We start from the raw sequence: 18,216 nt of genomic DNA, 5'->3' as shown, positions 1-18,216 counted from the left end.
GCTGCCCTCCAGAGCTTGCAGGGTAGAACCCAGGCCGGCTCTGGGGGGAGCAAAGTGCGGTGGAGCTGCGCGAGCGACGTTTGGCCCCAGGGTGAAACCCCTGGTCACCACGGCAAGGGCGGGGGCCTGCGCTCAGGCACAGGCCCCGCCCTTCTTCTGGGTCGCCGGAACACCCCTGGCTCAGCGCGTCTCGGTGCCGATGCCCAGGTTCTCGGCCACCGCCTCCTGCACCTGCTTCTGCGTGTCCATGACCTCCACGGCCACCTGCTCACCGCCTTCCAGGTCCATCACGAAGTGGTCGCCGTCCAGGCGCACCTTCGAGAGAATCTGCGCTTCGCCTTCGGGGCGGGTGGCGGCGCGCAGTTCCACGAAGCGGCGCATGGGCGTGCGAATCACCTTGGGCGCCAGAATCTCTTCGACCTGAAAGATGCCGCCCGAGTTGTTCATGGTCACGCTGATCAGCACCGGCTTGTCACGGCCGCGCTCAATCACCACCTGATCCACCGCCAGGGCGCTGATGGAGTGGATGTCCACGCTGCCCATCGAAAAGGCTTTGCGTCCCCGGCCCTTGGTGATGTCGGTGCCGTCGGCCACGGCCGTGATGCCGCCCTCAATGGTCAGCGGCGCCGGGCTGAGGTCGTGGCAGTTGATGGCGCCCAGAATAAAGGACCGCACCTTGGTGCGCTTGAAGGGGTCCGGGTACAGCGGCCCCATGATCCGGTCCACGATGGGCAGCGCCAGGGCAATGCCGTGCGCCTCGTGGCCCACCCGGTGCACCTGATTGCCAATGTCGTGCAGCATGGTGCCCAGAATCACGGCCAGAAACACGTCGTCAGCGTCGCCCACCCCGCTGTCCATGATGTCGGGCTTGACCCCGCCTTCCAGCAGCAGTTCGGTGATCGCCATGCTGGCCGCGCCCGTAATAAAGGCGTGCACGCGGCCGTGGTCGTTGTACCCCAGCTTGCGCATGGTGATGTAGTTCGCCATGTCCCAGTGGGCCAGGGCCTCGGGGTCGGCGCGCAGGGCTTCGTAGGCGGCCAGGGCGCGGGGGTATTCGCGCAGGTCGGTGCGGATGGCCTGATTGGCCTCTTCAATGAGCTTGGCGCGCGGCGTGGTGAATTCCACCACCCGGGCGGGCGGCGCTCCCTCCCGCCCCGCCACATCGCTGACCTTGCCACCTTCCACGCTCAGGCGGAACTTCTGCTCGCCCCCCTGCACTTCGGCGCCGCCGTCCTCACTCACCCTGGAACTCCGCGCGGCGCTTGTTCAAAAAGGCGTCCACCCCCTCGCGGAAATCCTTGGTGGCCACCGTCATGCCAAACAGGTCGGCCTCGATTTCCAGCCCGCCTTCCAGGGTGCTGTCCAGGCCCCGGCGCACCGCTTCTTTCACCAGCGACAGCGCAATGGGGGCGTGCCTCAGCATGCTCTCGGCCACCTCGCGCGCCTTGGTCAGGGCGTCGTCGGCCACGTAGTTCACGAGGCCCATCGTCAGGGCTTCATCGGCCTTGACCTGCCGCGCGGTCAGCATCAGGTCCAGGGCGCGCCCGGCCCCCACCAGGCGGGCCAGACGCTGGGTGCCGCCAAAGCCCGGAATCAATCCCAGGCTGACTTCCGGCAGGCCCAGGCGGGCGGTGGTGGCGGCCACGCGCACGTCGCAGGCCAGGGCCAGTTCCAGGCCGCCGCCCAGCGCAAAGCCGTTCACGGCGGCAATCACCGGAATGGGCAGCGAGGCAATCTGGTGCATCACGTCCTGCCCAGCCAGCGACATCTCGCGCCCGTCGTACACCCCTTCCAGGTTGGTGAATTCGCTGATATCGGCGCCTGCCACAAAGGCTTTTTCGCCCGCCCCGGTGATGATCAGCGCGCCCACCTCGGCGTCTTCCACAATCAGGTTCACGGCCTGGGCAATTTCAGACAGGGTGTCGGCGTTCAGGGCGTTCAGGGCTTTCGGGCGAGCGATGGTCAGCACCGCGATGGGGCCATGCTGGTCAATCTGCACGTTGTTGAATTCAAATTCGTCCAGCTGCGTCATGGATTCATCCTGCCACACGGGGCCGCCCGGCAGCCGATGACGCCGCCCGGGGCCCAGTGCATGAATCCCGGCTCAAGAGGCGCGGGAAGCGTGGGGAAGGGGGATGGTCCCGCAGCAGGACCGTGAGGAGAGAAGGGCAGCTTCGGTGGGCCGTGGTTAAGGCTTGGCGCAGAGGTGGTCTGGGGCCCCTGGTTACCTGTAGTCGTTGGCGATGGCCAGTAGCCACCATAAGGGCTGCAGTGGAGCCCCCAGGGCACAGGAAATCTCCCGGTTCAGCCCTCCCTACCAGGGATTCCGGCTTGTCTTTCCGGCTGAGAAGCCCCTGTGCAGTGGCTCGAAACCCGGGCCTTACCAGTCCGCCAATCCCGTTTCAAGTGGCCAGCGGAGGCCCTGCTGCCCTCATCGCCATACAAGCAAACTGCCGGCCCAGAGTGCTCTGAAGCCGGCGGCTGAGGCTGCATCCCAGAGGGTTTTAGCCCTGCAACTCGCGGGCGGCCAGGGTCACAATCGCTTCCAGGGCCACGCGCACCATGCGGTCCACCCCGGCGGCCAGCACGTTGTCGGGCACCAGCTGGGGGTCGCCAATGTCGTTGCTGCAGGCGGTCAGGCACGCCGCGCGCAGGCCGCGCTGGGCGGCCACCAGGAAAATGGCGCTGGCTTCCATCTCAAAGCCCAGCACCCCCCGCCCCGCCCACAGCCGCGCGTGTTCTGGCGTGCTGGCATAGAACGCGTCCTCGGTCATGATCAGGCCCACGTGGTGCGGGGCCCCCTGGGCACGGGCGGCCTGCACCGCCGCTTCGTTCACCTCAAAGCTGGCGGCCGGGGCGTAAGGAGCGCCGCCCAGCAGCTGACGGGTGGTGCCGTCGTTGGGCACGGCGGCCGTGGCAATCACCAGATCGCCGGGGGCCACGCTGGGGGTTGCGCCGCCCAGGGTGCCCACCCGGATCAGGGTGCGGGCGCCCAGGCGCGCCAGTTCCTCGGCCACGATGGCGGCGCTGGGGCAGCCCATCCCGGTGGTCTGCACGCTGACCGGCACGCCCTGGTAGGTGCCGGTAAAACCCAGCAGTTGGCGGTGAGAGGTGTATTCACGCACGTTCTCAAGGTAGGTCTGGGCAATGTGGCGCGCCCGGTTGGGGTCGCCGGGCAGCAGCACAAATGGGGCCACGTCACCGGGCACGCCTCGCACGTGAATCTGACTCATGCGGCGAGTATAGGGAGAATCACACCCGAACCGGACTTCATGAGAAACCGCCTGACCTCCCCTCCAGATGAGCTGCAACCCCATGCAAACAGGGTTCACTGGGCCCGCCCCACCTCTCATAGATGTCAAGGGTTACGGCTCCGACAGCTTTCTCATGAAGTCGCGCCTTTTGCCGTTGCTGGTGGCGGCCGGCCTCCTCATCAGCTCGTGTGCAGTCTCACAATCTGGCCCACCTGAAGGCGAAGATCAGGTGGCCCTCATCTGGCGGTGGGTCAGCAGCAGCTCTCCGGGGCCCAGTTCACAAAGGGCTCACGGCCTCTTCCTACGGTGAACCCAGGAAGACAGGTCACGTTCAGTGCCAACCTGCCTTTGCGTATCCAAGGAGACCCCCCATGCACAAATCGTTGATCCTCGCGTCCACCCTGGCCCTGAGCCTCGGCGCTGCCAGCGCCCAGACCGCCCCCGCTACCTCTGCGCCCGCCCAGGTCACCCTGAGCGACGTGCCTGCCGGTCACTGGGCCAAGGACGCCGTGGACCGCATTGTGCAGTGCGGTCTGATTCAGGGGTTCCCCGACGGCACCTTCCGGGGCAACGAGAACCTCACGCGCTACCAGGCCGCGCTGATCTTCTACCGCGCCCTGCAGGCCGGCGCCCTGGCCAACTGCGGCTTTAACGCGGGCGACATGACCGCCATTGCCAACGGCATGCAGGAAGTCAGCACCGAGCTGGCCGCCATTGCCACCCGCGTCACCGACCTGGAGCGCCTGAGCGCTGAGCAGCAGGCCCGCATTGACGCGCTGGAAGCCCGCATCAACGGCCTGGGCACCGGCACGGGCGCCGCCTCGGCCGATGTGGCCGCGCTGCAGGCCCGCATTGACGCGCTGGAAGCCGCTATCCGCAACATTCCGGCTGGCCCGGCCGGCCCGGCGGGCCCCGCTGGTCCTCAGGGCCCGGCCGGTCCCCAGGGTCCTGCCGGCCCGGCGGGCCCCGCCGGCACCAGCGCCAGCGGCACCGTGACCACCACCCCAGTGACGCCCCCCACCACCGTGGTGATCGGCGAGCCCACCCCCACCGAAGTGGCGCCCAGCCGTGGCCTGTACGCCGGGGTCGCCTTCGGGGCCAAGTCGGCCGGCGCGGGCTCCGAGTGCCTGTCGCTGGGCAGCGGCGCCAACCGTAGCAAGGTGAACTACTGCCTCACGGGCACCGCGATGGTGGGCTCCAGCAACGTGATTGGCCCCGTCGGCGCCCGCGCCGCCGTGGAATACACCCCGGCCTTCAACGCCATCAGCGCCGATGTGAACGCCACCTACGAGATTGGTGCGGGCGGCAGCCTGACCCCCTACGTGGGCGCCGGTCTGGGTCTGACGAGCGGTCTGGTGCGCAACTCTGGCACCACCAATGCCACCGACGTCTACGCCAACGTGCTGCTGGGCGCCGACTACCGCGTCACCGACAGCATCTCGGTCTTCGTGGAAGGCAACGGCCGCTATTACTTCAGCAACAAGGGCGCGGCCACCGGGCTGCCTGCCACGGGCGCTAACAATGGCGGCTTCAGCGGCGGGGTCAAGGCCGGCCTGAAGTTCTACTTCTAAGCGGCAGCCATTCTTCAGGGCCCTTGCCATGCGCAGGGGCCCTTTTGTTGGTGCCCGGGCGGGCTACACTGGGGGGATGCGCCTCGTTTCCTTCCTTCAGGTGCTGTTCCTGCTGGGACTGCTGGCCTATCTGGCGCTGGTGACGCTTGAAAACCCTGGCCTGGTGCGCCTGCCCCTGCCGCTGGGGGGCGGCGAGTTCACCCTGTCGGTGGGGGCCGGGGTGGCGGTCTTCCTGCTGCTGGGGGCGGCGTTTATGGGCCTGCTGCTCCTGCCCGGGCTGTGGCGTGAGCGCCTGCGCCGCGGCCATGAGGCCCGCCTGCGCCGCGAGGCCGAGGAGCGCCTGACCGCCACCCTGCAGGCCCGGCTGCGCCCGGCTGGGTCCGCCGAGGGGCCGCGCGAGGAGGAAGGGTGAGCGGGCCAGCCTCCAGCCCACTGTGGGTGCTGGCCGCCCCCAGCAGCCGTGCCCACCTGCTGGACACCATGCGCACCTGGGGCGTGGCGCCGCCGCTGGCCCAGGCGCTGGCGGGCCGTGGCCTCAGCCCGGCGCTGCTGGCCCCGCCCCTGATCCTGACCCCCAATCCGGCGCTGCGCGAAGCGGCGGTGCGGATCGCGGCGGCCATCCGGGCGGGCCAGCGCATCCGCATTCACGGCGACTACGACGCCGACGGTGTGAGCGCCACCGCTGTGCTGGTCCTGGGCCTGCGTGAACTGGGCGCCGAGGTGCACGGCTTTATCCCGCACCGCCTGAACGAGGGCTATGGCCTGCACCCCGACAAGGTGGAGGAACACGCCGCTGCCTGCGACCTGCTGGTGACGGTGGACTGCGGCGTGACCAACCACGCCGAGGTGCGGGCCCTGCTGGACCGGGGCACTGAGGTGATCGTGACCGACCACCACGCCCCCGGCGAGCAGTTTCCTGAAGCCCTGGTGGTTCACCCCCACCTGACCCAGGGCTACGACGGCGGGCTGCATAACCTGACAGGCGCTGGCGTGGCCTACCACCTGCTCTGGGCGGTGCGCGAGGCCCTGGGCCTGGGCGAGCCCCGGCACCTCAGCCCGCTGGCCACCCTGGGCACCATTGCCGACGTGGCCCCCCTGATCGGCGAGAACCGCGCGCTGGTGCAGGCGGGCCTGGACGAACTGGCGCGCACCGAACTGCCAGGGCTGCGGGCACTGCTGGAGACGGGGCGCGTGGCCCGCCCCGGTGCGCGCGACGTGGCCTTTGTGCTGGCCCCCCGCATCAACGCGGCCGGCCGGCTGGGCGAGGCCGATGTCGCGCTGGACCTGCTGACCACCAGCAGCGCCCACGACGCCCGGCGGCTGGCGGAATACCTGGAAATCCGCAACCTGGAGCGGCGCAAGCTGCAAGACGAGATGTTCGCCCAGTCCCTGACCCTGGTGGACCCCCGCGACCCGGCCCTGGTGGTGACGCACCCCGACTGGCACGCGGGCGTGATGGGCATCGTGGCCAGCAAGCTGCTGGACACCTACCACAAGCCGGTGTACATCGTGGCGCAGGGCAAGGGCTCGGTGCGCAGCACGCCGGGCATCAGCGCGGTGGGGGGCCTGAAATTCAGCGGCGACCTGCTGCGGCGCTACGGGGGCCACCCGGGAGCGGCGGGGTTTGCGATGGACGAAACGCACTTTGCGGCCTTCCGGGACCGGGTGCACGACTACGTACGCCAGTTCCCGGCCCCCGTGCCCCGCGTGCGGCTGGACGCCGCGCTGCCGGCGCTGGGGGCCACCCAGGATCTGCTGGACCAGACGGCCGCCTTCGAGCCGTTTGGTGAGGGGCACCCGCTGCCCCTGTGGCACCTGCGCGACACCCTGACCGAGACGCGGCTGGTGGGCAAGCGCGGCGACAGCCTGCAGTTCAAGGTGGCGGGCCTGCGCGGCGTGAAGTTTGGCGAGACGGACGCTGCTGGCGGCGAGCGGGACCTGGCCGCCCACCTGACCGGCAGCGAGTGGCGCGGGCAGCGGCGGGTGGAAGTGCAGGGGCAGGCGCTGCGCCTGCCGGCCCCAGTGGCGCTGGACGCCCCGGCTCCCGCCTTTCCCCTGCCCCGGCTGGACCCGCGTGTGGCCCTGGCCCATCTGCGCTCCGGCGCTGCCGCTTACGCGGTGGGGGCGGTGGCCGATTATCTGCGCGACAACATGCCGGGCCTGACCCTGGTGCGGTCCGGCCAGGGTCACCCCGGCGGCGAACTGATTCTGTACACCCTGCCCGCCGAGGACGACCTGCGCCGCTGGATTCTGGGCGGGCGCGTGGCCTTCGCCTTTGGGCCCAAGACCCTGGCGGACCTGGAAGGCGCCCTGACCCGGCAGCACCTGCTGGCGCCCCCCACTAACCCCCTGCGCGAACTGGGGCCCGGGGCGGCGGCGCCGCAGTTAGAGGCCGCCGCCGATGCCTACCGCCGCTGGCAGTGGGCCCACCACTGGCGCGTGCTGGACGATGAGGGCTGGGCTGCCAGCGTGCTGGCCATGCTGGGGCTGGCGCAGGGAGAGCCGCAGCCAGAACTGGCGCTGGGGTGAAAGAGGCCATGAGCTCTGGGCTATGGGCCATGAGCAAGAAATGCGCTCGTGGCTCCAGGGTGTGGTAGGGACTGCGGTTCACCAGTTCGTCTATCACTGATGAACACGCCCAGAGGGAGAAAGAAAAACGGTGACGGATAGGCGTGACAGCACTGAAGCGACGCGGAGGGGCTGTAACGGGTGATCTGGAATCCGTATGACCCGTCAGTGGGGCTGAACAGCGGTGGGTTCATAGATCAGCGGCTGTCCACCCCCTAGTGCTGCCGGAACGCCCTTCCCTCATGGCTCATGGCCCAGAGCTCACAGCCCCTCCGTCACCTGCCGCGCCAGGGCCCAGCCGCTCAGCAGCGCCGCTTCTGCGCGTGGGCCGTGGGCATCGGGGGTGAACCAGTCGCCGCACCAGCCCAGGCCCAGGGCCGCGTCCCAGTGGCAGGGCCCGGGGGCGCGGTGGGTGGGGGTGGCAAAGCGCCAGCGGTGGGCAAAGGCCGCACGCGTGGGCAGGGTTTCGCCCAGGGCCTCCTCGGCGGCGGCCAGCAGCCGGGCGCAGACCTCCTGGGGCGGGGCGTCTAGATGGGCGCGCGTCCAGTCGGCGTTCGCCTGCAGGGTCAGGGCCGGCGGGTGGCCGGGCGGGCGCTTGGTGTGCTCCAGGGCCACCCACTCCAGCGGCCCGCCCGTCAGGCGGGTGGCGGGGTGGGCCCACTGGGGAGCACCCGTCAACACCGCCCCCACCGCCCAGGACGGTGCGTAGCCCACGCGCCTGGCGGCCTGCAGGGCGCCTTCGCTGGCCGAGTGGCGCAGGGCGTCGCCCAGCATCAGCGGGTCCAGCAGGGGCAGCAGTTGTGGGGCTGGCAGGTTCAGTACCAGCCGCTGGGCGGCCCAGGTCTGCCCGTCCTGAGCGTGCACCTGCCAGTGGTCGCCGCGCCGCGCGAGGCTGGTGACCTGCACGCCAGTGTGAATGTCCAGCCCCCGGGCCAGCACGCGCCCCAGGGTGCTCAGGCCCTGTGGCGGGGCGTAGCGGGGATGGGTGTCCTGGGCGACATGGAGCCCGCGCCCGTCCAGAGTGGCCACCCCCCGGGTCCACACCGCATTCCAGCCCTCGCGCACGCCGCCTTCCGCCAGGGCCACGGTGCGCGGGTGCCGGGCCGTGAAAAAGCGCGCGCCGTGGTCCAGCCGCGCGGTGGTCCCGTCCGGCAGGGCAACCCGCCGGGTGGCCGCCCGGCCCGAAACACCCCGGCTCTTGTCCAGCACGGTGACTGGGCCCCCGGTCTGCCCAGCGTCCCGCGCGAAGGCCAGCCCGGCCAGCCCGGCGCCCACCACCAGCCAGTCGTGCATGCTCAGAGCAGCGCCCGGTGGTCGGCCAGCAGGCAGCGGTCCTGCACCACGTCAATGCCCCGCGCGGCCAATTCGCGAGCTACAGCGTCGTCGCGGATGCCCTGCTGCAGCCACACCACCCGGGGCAGCGGCGTCATGGCCAGGATGTCTGCCAGATGCCCGCGCACCTTGTCGCTGCGGCGGAACACGTCCACGATGTCCACCGGCGTGCCAATCTCGGCCAGGGTGGCCACCGCCCGCGCGCCGAAATAGCTCTCGCCGCGCGCCGCCAGCGCCGGGTTCACCGGAATCACTGTGTAGCCCTGGCGGTGCATGTACTCCGGCACGTAGTGGGCGGGCTTCATGTGGTCGTGGTGAAAGCCCACCACAGCGATCACCTTGCTGGTGGTCAGCACCTCGCGCAGCTGGGCGCTCTGGGTCAGCTGGGTCATGCGCCGCCCACCTCTGCAAAGGCAGCCTGCGCGGCGTCCAGCGTCAGGCCCAGTTCGGCGTCGCCGTGCGCGCCGCTGACAAAAATGCTCTCGAACTGGCTGGGGGCCCAGTACACCCCGCGCGCCAGCAGGCCCTGGAACCAGCGGGCAAAGGCGGCGGTGTCGCTGCGCGCAGCGTCCGTGTAGGTGCGCACCGAGCTGTCCGGGGCGTCCTGAAAAAAGGCCGTGAGCATGGAGCCGATGTGGTTGATGCTGATGGCCACGCCAGCTTCCCGTGCCGCCTCGCGCAGGCCGCCCGCCAGGGCCGCCGTGTAGGCGTCCAGCCGGGCGTACAGGCCCGGGTCGGCTTCCAGGGCCTGCAGGGTGGCCAGCCCGGCCGCCATCGCCAGCGGATTGCCGCTGAGGGTGCCGGCCTGGTACACCGGGCCCTGCGGCGAGACGAAGTCCATCACGTCGGCCCGGCCGCCGTAGGCGCCCACCGGCAGGCCACCGCCGATGATCTTGCCCCAGCAGATCAGGTCCGGTTCCAGGCCCAGCCGCCCGGTGGCCCCGCGCAGGGACAGGCGGAAGCCGGTCATGACCTCGTCGGCAATGAGGAGGGCGCCGCTGGCCTTCACGCGGTGCAGCGCCGCCACAAAGTCGGGGGTGGGGATCAGCACGCCCGCGTTGCCCACCACCGGCTCGAAAATCACGGCGGCGACCTCGTGGCCGCGCGCCGCCATCAGGGCGTCCAGGGCGGCGGGGTCGTTGTATTCACTGACCAGGGTCAGGCGGGCGTATTCCTCGGGCACGCCCGCGCTGCTGGGGGCCGAGCCGCCCAGGTGGTCAGCGTTGGTCAGTAGGCCGCTGCCCGCTTCGACCAGCAGGCCGTCGGCGTGGCCGTGGTAGTTGCCCCGGAACTTCACGATGAACTTGCGCCCCGTGGCGCCGCGCGCCAGTCGCAGGGCGCTCATGGTGGCCTCGGTGCCGCTGTTGACAAAGCGCACGCGCTCGGTGCCGGTCAGGCGGGTGACCAGTTCGGCCAGCTGCACTTCCCGCTCGCCGGGGGCGCCAAAGCTGGTGCCGCCCGCCAGCGCCTGCAGAATTGCCTCGCGCACGCCGGGGTGGTTGTGCCCCAGGATCATGGGCCCCCACGACCCGATGTAATCCACGTACTGGGTGCCGTCGGCGTCGGTCAGGTAGGCGCCGTCGGCGTGGGCCATAAAGCGCGGCGTGCCCCCCACGCTGCGAAAGGCGCGCACAGGACTGTTCACCCCGCCGGGGGTCACGGCGCGGGCGCGGGCGAACAGCGCTTCAGACTGCGCTGTGGACGCCGGCGGCGGCAGAAGCTCGGTGTTCATGCCGCCACCTTACCGGAGCCTGGCCGCGCGGTGCGCAAGGCGGGCAACAGTTGACGCCCCCTGATACGGCTTCCGAAACCTTCTGTACGTACGTGACGGAAGCTTTCGGAAACCGTTTTACTTCTTCTTCAGGCTCAGCGAGTCGCAGATGGCGATGGCCTCGGTGATCAGGCCCAGGGTATTGGTGCTGGCCTCGCAGAACACGAAGCGGCCCGGCACCCCCTTGGCGCTGACGGTCATGCCCAGGTGGTAGCGGTCAGAAAAACTGTTGTTGCCCTGCGTGTCCACCACCAGCAGTTGCCGCGTGGCCGTCTTGACCGAACGCAGCACCTTGCGCGGCGCGGCCACATCGTAGGTGACCAGGGTGCTGGCCGCCCGGAACTTCATGGTGATCTTGCGCGTGGCGTCTTCCAGATTGCCGAAGAAGTTGTCGGCCTTGTAGCTGGCCGGCGCCTGGCCGCTGACCGTGTACTTCTCGCTGCCCGAGGCGTTCTCGATGTCCAGCGAGAAGGGCTTAAGTGCCGTGGCCGCCAGGGCGCCGCCGCACAGGGCAGCAGTCAGCAAGGCAGCAGGCCGGACGGACGAAAGGGGCAACCGCTTGGGCATGGACGTCTCCTGTGGGCCGGGGAAAGGGCGGCGCAGCTGTGGGGAAGGGTGGGGAGAACCTCGGTTCATCCTACGCCCAAGCCGGTCGGCACAGGGCCAAGAGCAGCGGGCAGGCTAGGGAATGCCCCCAGCCTGCCCTCGCCGCTGTCCTGCTTCAGCGCTTCAACTGACCTCTTTACTCACCCCGAACCTCGCCGCCAACCCACGGCCCATTTTCCACTCCCCAGCCCTCAGAGCCCCAGCAGGCCCAGCGCCGCCGTGGCCTCCAGTTCTCGCTGGAAAGGTTGCACCAGGGCGCGGTCCGGGCCACCGCCGGCCTGCACGGTGCTGTTCAGGTCCGGCAGCTGGCCGTTTTGCAGCGCCTGGGCGGCCTGGGCAAAGTCCACGGTGGGCAGGCCCAGGGCGCGGTTCACCGCTGCGCGCACCTGGGCGTAGCGGCCGGCGCTCATGCTTTCCTTGGCCAGAGCGGCCGCCTGGGCCTGCCGGGCGGCGCCCACGCTGGCGCCCGCGTCGCGCAGCACGGCCATCATCTGCAGCAGGTTGGGGTTCTGGCCGTTCTGAATATCCGTCCAGACCTGTTGCACGCCGGTAAACGAGGTGCCCAGGGCCTGGCGTACCTCGCGCCGCACCCGCACGAACTGCTGCACCTCGGCCCTGGTGAGGGGAGCGCCCGCCGCCGTGCCCGCGCCCTGGGCCGCGCCGCCACTTTGGCCCGCCGTGCCCTGGGGCTGTCCCTGGGTCTGCGTCTGCGTGGGCATCTGCAAGCCCGCCAGAAAATTCCGCGCCGGCTGGATCACGAAAAACCACGCCAAGCCCCCCAGCAGCGCCAGCACCAGCAGCGTGCCGCCGCCGCAGCCCAGGCACCCGCAGCCCCATCCCCGTCCGCCCCGAACCTGTCTCATCGCCCCCCCCTACGAGGGGGAGCGCCCGTGGGTTCCCAGCGGCGGGCCTGGGCGCTATCATCGCCGGGCCTTTTTCAATTGAACCCGGTTCAACACTTCCCCTGTTCTGGAGGTTTTCCCTATGCGTGCCCTGACTGCCGCCCTGCTTTCGGCCCTGGCCCTGAGCGCCTGTACCCCACCCCAGCCTCCTGTGCTCGACACCCGTACCCAGGACACCCGGACCTTTACGGCCGTGGTGCCCACCCTCAGCCCCGTGCCGGGCGCCGACCTGTACCAGGGCAAGATGGCGGGCCTGCGCGGCGAAGCCAGCTACGCCATAGAAGTGCCGGCCAACTGGAACGGCCAGCTGGTCATGTACGCCCACGGCTACGCGGGCGAGGGCAAGGAACTGCGCGTGCAGGCCCCGCCCCTGCGCGCCCTGTGGCTGAGCCAGGGCTACGCCTGGGCCGCCAGCTCCTACAGCGCCAACTACTACGACGTGCAGGCGGGTGTGGAAGACACCAACGCCCTGGCCAACGCCTTTGGCAGTCTGACCGGCGGCAAGTACGGGGCCCCCAAAAAGACCCTGATCGTAGGCGTGAGCATGGGCGGGCATGTGGCCGGCGCGGCGGTGGAAAAGGAAACCCTGGCCACGGCCAAGAACAAGACCACCTATGCCGCCGCCCTGCCACTGTGCGGCGTGATGGACGAGGAATACGAGTTCCAATGGCTGGGCGATTACCCGCTGGTGGCCGCGCAGCTGGCGGGCCTGGGCCCGAAAGCCTTCCCGCAGGGTCAGGACACCTTCCGCGCGCTGCTGCCCGATATTCTGGCGGCCAACTTCAGCAGCACCGCTGGGGCCACGTGGCAGGAAAACGCCACCCAGGGCGCCAAGCTGCGCGAGATCGCCCGCAACCTCACGGGTGGGCCGCGCCCCGTCTTCGAGCTGGGCTTCCGCAGCGCCCAGTGGCAGCAGGCGGTCCTCAGCACCGGTGGCGCCGACGGCACGGTCATGGGCGTGCTGCCGCGCAACATCTACAGCAACGCGAACACCACCTACCGCTGGACCCAGGGCGCCACGCCCACCGAAGCCGAAAAGGCGTTTAACGCCAGCATTGTCCGCGTGACGGCCGCGGCCGATCCCAACCCCGCGCGCCCTGGCACCGTGCGCTGGCTGCCCCGCGTGAACGGCGAATTCTCGGTGCCGGTGCTGACCATGCACACCACTGGGGACTTCTATGTGCCCTTCCGCCACCAGCAGCTGTACCGCGCCGCCGCCAATGCAGCGGGCAATGGCGAGCGGCTGGTGCAGCGCGCCATTCGCGCCGCCGGGCACTGCGAGTTCACCCCAGCGGAACTGGTGGAAGCGTTCACCGATCTGGTGAAGTGGGAAGCCACCGGCGTGAAACCCGCCGGGGACGACGTGACCACCCCCAGCGTGGTGGCCGACCCCGCCTACGGCTGCCGCTTTACCCGGGGCACCCGTGCCGGTGTGGACGCCTGCCCGGCCAACTGAAGCCAGCAGGACGCCAGAACAGGGGAGGGGCGGCGAAGGTGGCCGCCCCTCCCTTTGCCGTTTCAGGCTGGCAGCTCTGGCAGGGCTGTGAGCAGCGCCTGCCCGGCCCCCAGGTGCGCGGTGACGGCCGGGCCGGTCACCTCGTTGCTGACCGTCCAGCCGCTGCCCTGGGGAATGGCCGCGCCAGTCAGGGGCCAGCGTACCCCCCGCAGGGTCAGGCCCTGCAGGTCGGTCAGGGCCAGCACGCTGAGGGTGGCCCCCGGGGGCAGGGCCAGCGTCAGGGGCGAGGCGGGCAGCAGGGGCCAGCCCCATTCATCGCCGCTGGTCAGCGTGACGCGCAGACCGCCTTGGCCGGCCAGCCGCAGCGCGCCCAGGGCCAGCGCCAGGGTGTGGTCAAACCGGCCCCCAAAGGCCCCCAGGATCACCAGTTCGCGTGCGCCCCGGTCTAGGGCGGCCTGCACCGCCAGTTCGGCGTCGGTGGCGTCCTTGGCGGTGGGGAAGACCTCGCGGGGGGCGTCCAGGTTCAGCCCGGCCGAGGAATCGAAGTCGCCCACCCACAGGTCCACGTTCAGTCCCAGGGTGGCCGCGTGGCGCGCGCCACCGTCGGCCGCCACCACCAGGGCCGGGGCGGGCAGCGCGCGCAGGGTGGGGGTATCCACCACCCGCCCGCCCACCAGAATCCAGGCGATCATACGAAGCCCGTCCTGTTCCGGAATATCGAGTGCCTTGTTAGAGGTGTCTTCCTCGAACCCCGTCGCTTGTTCTTTGTTGCTCTGCCGCTCTGCACGTTCCTCCGGACGAAAAAGTCCGGAACGTAGAGCGGCGTTTTTTGAGGCTCGGCTCACCCTTGCCCCCGGTCGTCGGGCAGCAGGCGCACCTGGGCGTCGTCCACGCTCAGGCGCAGGGTGTCGCCGTGCAGTTGCGTCGTTTCGCGCGGGCTGAGGGTCAGGCGCAGGGGGCCCAGGGCGTGGGCCACCGTCACCTGCAGACCGCCCTCGGTGCTGTGCCCGGCGGTGACCGGCCAGGGCTCGCCCGTGCCCAGGTGCAGCGCACGTTCGGGGACGTGGCGCACCTGCCCGCTCCCCGCGCGCAGCAGGTTGGGCTCGCCCAGAAAGGCCGCCACCCAGGCGCTGGCGGGCTGGGCAAAGACCGTCTCGGTGGGCCCTTGCTGCACCAGCGCTCCGGCGCGCATCACCGCCACCTGTCCGGCCAGGGCGCGCGCCTCGCGCTGGTCGTGCGTGACCAGCAGCACCCCGGCGTCCAGGCGGGCAAACAGCGCGCGCAGCCCGGCGCGCAGGTCGGCGCGCAGCCGCTCGTCGAGGTTGGACATGGGCTCGTCCAGTAGCAGCAGCGGCGAGCGGGTGGCCAGCGCGCGGGCCAGTGCCGCCCGCTGCGCCTGCCCGCCCGAGAGTTGCGCCGGGCGCCGCCCTTCCAGCCCGCCCAGGTCCACCAGGGCCAGGGCTTCGCGCGCCTGCGCCTGGGCGGCGGCGCGGGGCGTGCCGCGCACCCGCAGGCTGTAAGCCACGTTGTCCAGCACGCTCAGGTGCGGAAACAGCGCGTAATCCTGAAACACCAGCCCCACCCCGCGCGTTTCCGGGGGCTGGTGGGTGACCTCGCGCCCGCCCACCGCCACGGTGCCCGCGTCGGGGCGCTCCAGCCCCGCCACCAGCCGCAGCACGGTGCTTTTGCCGCAGCCCGACGGCCCCAGCAGCGCCACGGTTTCGCCGCGCGCCACGGTCAGAGAGACGCCGCGCACAGCCTGAACGGGTCCGAAGGCTTTGTGCAGGCCATCCACAGCCAGCGCAGGTGCAACGCTCATCCCCCCTAGCATCTCATGTCACCTCGCCTTCGCCGCCGTCCAGCAGGGCAAAGGCCAGCGCCGAGAGGATCAGCAGCAGGGTCGCCAGCGCGCAGGCTTCGCCCAGGTTGCGCTCGCCGGCGCGGCCCAGGCGCTCATACAGGCCGGTGGAGAGGGTGGCCCATTCTGGGCGGGTGAGCACCAGGGTCGCGCCGAATTCGCCCAGCACCGTGGCGAGGGCCAGGGCGCCCCCGCCGCGCAGGGCGGGAAAGGCCAGCGGCCAGGTGACGGTGCGGAACGCCGCGCCTGCGCCGGCCCCCAGCGAGCGCGCGGCCTCGTGCAGGCGGGGCGGAATGGCGCGCAGGGCCGGCAGCACCGAGCGCACCACCAGCGGCCACGCCAGCAAGGTGTAGGCGGCGATCAGCAGCGGCAGGCCAGCGGCCAGCGCCGGGTAGGCCAGCAGGTAGCCGGCGGCGAGGCTGACCGGCGAGACCATCAGGGGCAGCAGCGACAGCAGGTCCAGCACCCGGGCGCGCGCCCGCCACGCCCCCAGCGCGTACAGGCCGCCCAGCAGCGTGGCCCCGACCAGGGCCAGCAGGCCAAAGCGCACGGTGTTCCACAGCAGCAGCGGCGTGCTCTCATCGGCCAGAATGCCGCGCCAGTAGGCCAGCGTGGGCCCGGCCGCGCCCCACAGGCCGCGCACCACCACGGCCACCAGGGGCGCAAAGCAGATCAGCACGGTCAGGGTGCCCAGGCCCAGCAGCGCCGCCCGCGCGCCGCCCCGGGCGCGGGGCCGGCCGCCCACGGGCACGCCGCTGCCGCCCCGGGTCAGGGCCACGTAAACCCCCGTGACCACCAGCGTCAGCGCCAGTTGCCCCACGATCAATGCGCTGGCTTCGGAGAGGCGCAGTTGCAGGGCCGTCAGGGTGTAGATTTCCACCTCCAGCGTGGCGTAGCGCTCGCCGCCCAGGGCCAGGGGCAGACCAAAGCTCAGGGCCGAATACAGGAACACCAGCGCCGTGCCCGCCAGCACCCCGGGCAGCGCCAGGGGCAGGGCCACGTCCCAGGCCGCGCGCCACGCCGGGGCCCCCAGCGAGCGCGCCGCGCCCAGCAGTCCCGGCGACACCCGGGCGAAGGCCGCGTGGCTCAGGCGCACCATCACGGGCAGGTTGAAAAACAGGTTGCCCAGCAGCACCAGGGCCGGGGTGTCGCTCAGGTCCAGTCCCGTCCAGCGCGTCACGGCGCCCTGGGGGCCCAGCAGGGCAGTGAGGCCCAGCACCGCCACCAGCGTGGGGGTCACGAAGGGCAGCAGCAGCAGGCGCAGCAGCAGGGCCTTGCCGCGCACCTCGTAGCGGGACAGGAGGTAGGCCAGGGGCACGCCCAGCAGCAGGGCCAGGGCAGCGGTCAGGGCGGCCTGGGTGAGGGTCCAGGCCAGGCGGGACTGGAAATAGGGGTCCTGCCAGACGGCCAGGGTCACGCCGCCTTCGAGGAGGGTGCGGGTGAGGGGGAGGGCCAGGAAGAGGGTGAGGAAGAGGAGGCCGGGGAGGGTGAGGAGCCAGGGGAGGAGGTGGGTCATGGGATGGTGGTTGCGGTTTTGTTTCGTAGACCCCACCCCCCAGCCCCCTCCCCCAGACTCGCAGAGCTGCGCAGCAGAGGGGCAGGGGGAGCGGCGCTGCGCTGGGCAAGAGTTTCTACTGACGTTGGCTGGGCTTCCCTCTGCGGTGACGTGTCTGGCTTCGACGCCATCCTCCGATGGCGCGTAATGGCCCGCGCCCTTCGGGCACGACGGCCTCGTCTGGACCTGGGCAGTGGAGGGGCAGGCTGCCTTGGTGCGGTCCAGAAGGTTCTACTTTGAAAAGCTGAAGGTCAGCGTGGGGTGGCCTGTTTGTTTTTCCCGCGCCCCGCTGCCCGCCACCTGCCTCCCCCTCCTCACCTCGCGCGCAGCACCTGTGTCACCCAGGCGTCCACGAGGCGCTGGGGGTTGGCGCTGACGGCAGGCTTGATGGTGGGCAGGGGTGGCTGCTGGGCAAACTTGAACACCGGATTCAGGGGCGTGGCCTTGGCGGCCGGGTAAATCCACATGCGGGTGGGAATATCGGCCTGTACGGGGGCGCTCAGCATGAAGTCCACGAACTTGCGGGCCAGGGCGGGCTGTTTGGTGCCTTTCAGGATGCCCACGCCTTCCAGCTGGGTGTACACGCTGCCCGGCAGGAACAGGTTGCCCGTGGGGCTCTGGGCGGGCAGGTTCTGGGGATTGAAGCCGTCGGCGTAAAAGACCTCGGCGGCGGGGCTGCTGGCATAGGACAGCACGATGGGGTATTTGCCGCCGTTTTTCGTGAAGTCCTTGTAATAGGCGTCGCTCCAGCCGCGCGTGACCTTCATGCCGCCGGCCCGCGCCGCGCGCCACCATGCCCACGCGCCAGCCTCGCCGTAGTGGTTCACGGTGGCGAGCAAAAAGGCCAGACCGGGGCTGCTGGTCGCGGGGCTCTGCACCACGGTCAGCTTGGCGTAGGTGGGCGTCTTCAGATCATCCAGACTTTTGGGCAGCGGTAGGCCCGCCTTTTCAAACCACGCGCGGTCGTAGTTCAGGGCCACAAAGCCGTAATCCACGGTGTTCAGCAGGCCGGCGTCGTCCAGGCGGTATTCGGCGGGCACGCGGCCCTGGGCCGGGGACTTGTAGGGGTCCAGAATGCCGGCCTGCCGCGCGCGGGGCAGCAGGCTGTTGTCCAGGCCGTACACCACGTCGGCAATCGGCGCGCGCCGGGTCAGGATCAGGCGGTTCAGGAGTTCGCCGGCGTCGCCGCCCTTCACGAAGCGCACCTTGACCTTGTTGGCGCTCTCGAAGGCGGCAATGAGCTTTTTGTCCACGTCAAAGGAGTCGTGGGTGATCACGGTCAGGGTGGTCTGGGCCTGGGCGGCCCCAGCCAGCAGCAGGCCCAGCAGCAGTGGTGTGCGCAT

At 70.5% G+C, this 18,216-nt stretch carries 16 protein-coding genes; 4 read left to right on the top strand and 12 right to left on the bottom strand.

The annotated features are described in order from the left end of the window. Nucleotides 1–180: 180 nt before the first annotated feature. The 3 genes from K7W41_RS07685 to K7W41_RS07675 all read right to left on the bottom strand — a co-directional run bounded on the left by K7W41_RS07685 (nt 181) and on the right by K7W41_RS07675 (nt 3,233). Nucleotides 181–1,242 (bottom strand): phosphohydrolase, encoded by a 1,062-nt coding sequence (locus K7W41_RS07685; protein WP_224606521.1) that lies wholly within the window; start codon nt 1,240–1,242, stop codon nt 181–183. Beyond that, on the bottom strand, nt 1,235–2,032 hold the full coding sequence (locus K7W41_RS07680) for an enoyl-CoA hydratase-related protein (protein ID WP_224606519.1): 798 nt from the start codon (nt 2,030–2,032) through the stop codon (nt 1,235–1,237). Before K7W41_RS07680 ends, K7W41_RS07685 begins: the two co-directional genes overlap by 8 nt. Before the next feature lie 472 nt (nt 2,033–2,504). Continuing rightward, entirely contained in the window at nt 2,505–3,233 is a 729-nt protein-coding gene (locus K7W41_RS07675) for a phosphorylase family protein (protein ID WP_224606517.1), read from the bottom strand. A gap of 392 nt (nt 3,234–3,625) precedes the next feature. On the opposite strand from K7W41_RS07675, the gene K7W41_RS07670 reads away from it, so the two are divergent. From K7W41_RS07670 to K7W41_RS07660, 3 genes are all read left to right on the top strand, one after another. Next, nucleotides 3,626–4,825, top strand: coding sequence for an S-layer homology domain-containing protein (locus K7W41_RS07670; protein ID WP_224606514.1), 1,200 nt, complete (start codon nt 3,626–3,628; stop codon nt 4,823–4,825). Nucleotides 4,826–4,901: 76 nt separating this feature from the next. Then, nucleotides 4,902–5,237, top strand: a complete 336-nt coding sequence (locus tag K7W41_RS07665; RefSeq protein WP_224606511.1) for a hypothetical protein — start codon at nt 4,902–4,904, stop codon at nt 5,235–5,237. A gap of 68 nt (nt 5,238–5,305) precedes the next feature. After that, complete coding sequence (locus K7W41_RS07660) at nt 5,306–7,354, top strand: single-stranded-DNA-specific exonuclease RecJ (protein WP_224606848.1); 2,049 nt, start codon at nt 5,306–5,308, stop codon at nt 7,352–7,354. A 300-nt stretch (nt 7,355–7,654) separates the two neighbouring features. Here the strand turns inward: K7W41_RS07660 and K7W41_RS07655 are convergent, their stop codons facing one another. From K7W41_RS07655 to K7W41_RS07635, 5 genes are all read right to left on the bottom strand, one after another. Next, entirely contained in the window at nt 7,655–8,686 is a 1,032-nt protein-coding gene (locus K7W41_RS07655; RefSeq protein WP_224606507.1) for an NAD(P)/FAD-dependent oxidoreductase, read from the bottom strand. Nucleotides 8,687–8,688: 2 nt separating this feature from the next. Further along, nucleotides 8,689–9,117, bottom strand: coding sequence for a CoA-binding protein (locus tag K7W41_RS07650; RefSeq protein WP_224606504.1), 429 nt, complete (start codon nt 9,115–9,117; stop codon nt 8,689–8,691). Then, on the bottom strand, nt 9,114–10,457 hold the full coding sequence (hemL, locus tag K7W41_RS07645; protein ID WP_224606501.1) for a glutamate-1-semialdehyde 2,1-aminomutase: 1,344 nt from the start codon (nt 10,455–10,457) through the stop codon (nt 9,114–9,116). The genes K7W41_RS07650 and hemL overlap by 4 nt, the downstream gene beginning before the upstream one ends. Nucleotides 10,458–10,574: 117 nt before the next feature. Continuing rightward, nucleotides 10,575–11,063, bottom strand: a complete 489-nt coding sequence (locus tag K7W41_RS07640; RefSeq protein WP_224606499.1) for a hypothetical protein — start codon at nt 11,061–11,063, stop codon at nt 10,575–10,577. 230 nt (nt 11,064–11,293) lie between these two features. After that, on the bottom strand, nt 11,294–11,965 hold the full coding sequence (locus tag K7W41_RS07635; RefSeq protein ID WP_224606496.1) for a hypothetical protein: 672 nt from the start codon (nt 11,963–11,965) through the stop codon (nt 11,294–11,296). 121 nt (nt 11,966–12,086) lie between these two features. On the opposite strand from K7W41_RS07635, the gene K7W41_RS07630 reads away from it, so the two are divergent. Further along, nucleotides 12,087–13,460 (top strand): alpha/beta hydrolase family protein, encoded by a 1,374-nt coding sequence (locus K7W41_RS07630; RefSeq protein ID WP_224606493.1) that lies wholly within the window; start codon nt 12,087–12,089, stop codon nt 13,458–13,460. Nucleotides 13,461–13,522: 62 nt separating this feature from the next. Here K7W41_RS07630 and K7W41_RS07625 read toward each other — a convergent pair whose 3' ends face one another. The 4 genes from K7W41_RS07625 to K7W41_RS07610 all read right to left on the bottom strand — a co-directional run bounded on the left by K7W41_RS07625 (nt 13,523) and on the right by K7W41_RS07610 (nt 18,216). Continuing rightward, nucleotides 13,523–14,152, bottom strand: coding sequence for a thiamine diphosphokinase (locus K7W41_RS07625; protein ID WP_224606490.1), 630 nt, complete (start codon nt 14,150–14,152; stop codon nt 13,523–13,525). A gap of 149 nt (nt 14,153–14,301) precedes the next feature. Continuing rightward, nucleotides 14,302–15,279, bottom strand: a complete 978-nt coding sequence (locus K7W41_RS07620) for an ABC transporter ATP-binding protein (RefSeq protein WP_224606487.1) — start codon at nt 15,277–15,279, stop codon at nt 14,302–14,304. Nucleotides 15,280–15,292: 13 nt separating this feature from the next. After that, nucleotides 15,293–16,834 (bottom strand): ABC transporter permease, encoded by a 1,542-nt coding sequence (locus K7W41_RS07615; protein WP_224606484.1) that lies wholly within the window; start codon nt 16,832–16,834, stop codon nt 15,293–15,295. 353 nt (nt 16,835–17,187) lie between these two features. After that, nucleotides 17,188–18,216, bottom strand: coding sequence for a thiamine ABC transporter substrate-binding protein (locus K7W41_RS07610; protein ID WP_224606481.1), 1,029 nt, complete (start codon nt 18,214–18,216; stop codon nt 17,188–17,190).

It is taken from the genome of Deinococcus multiflagellatus (genome assembly GCF_020166415.1).
GTDB classification, from domain to species: Bacteria; Deinococcota; Deinococci; order Deinococcales; family Deinococcaceae; genus Deinococcus; species Deinococcus multiflagellatus.
The sequence above is the reverse complement of the archived record's forward strand: the minus strand, read 5'-3'. Positions and strand labels throughout refer to the sequence as shown.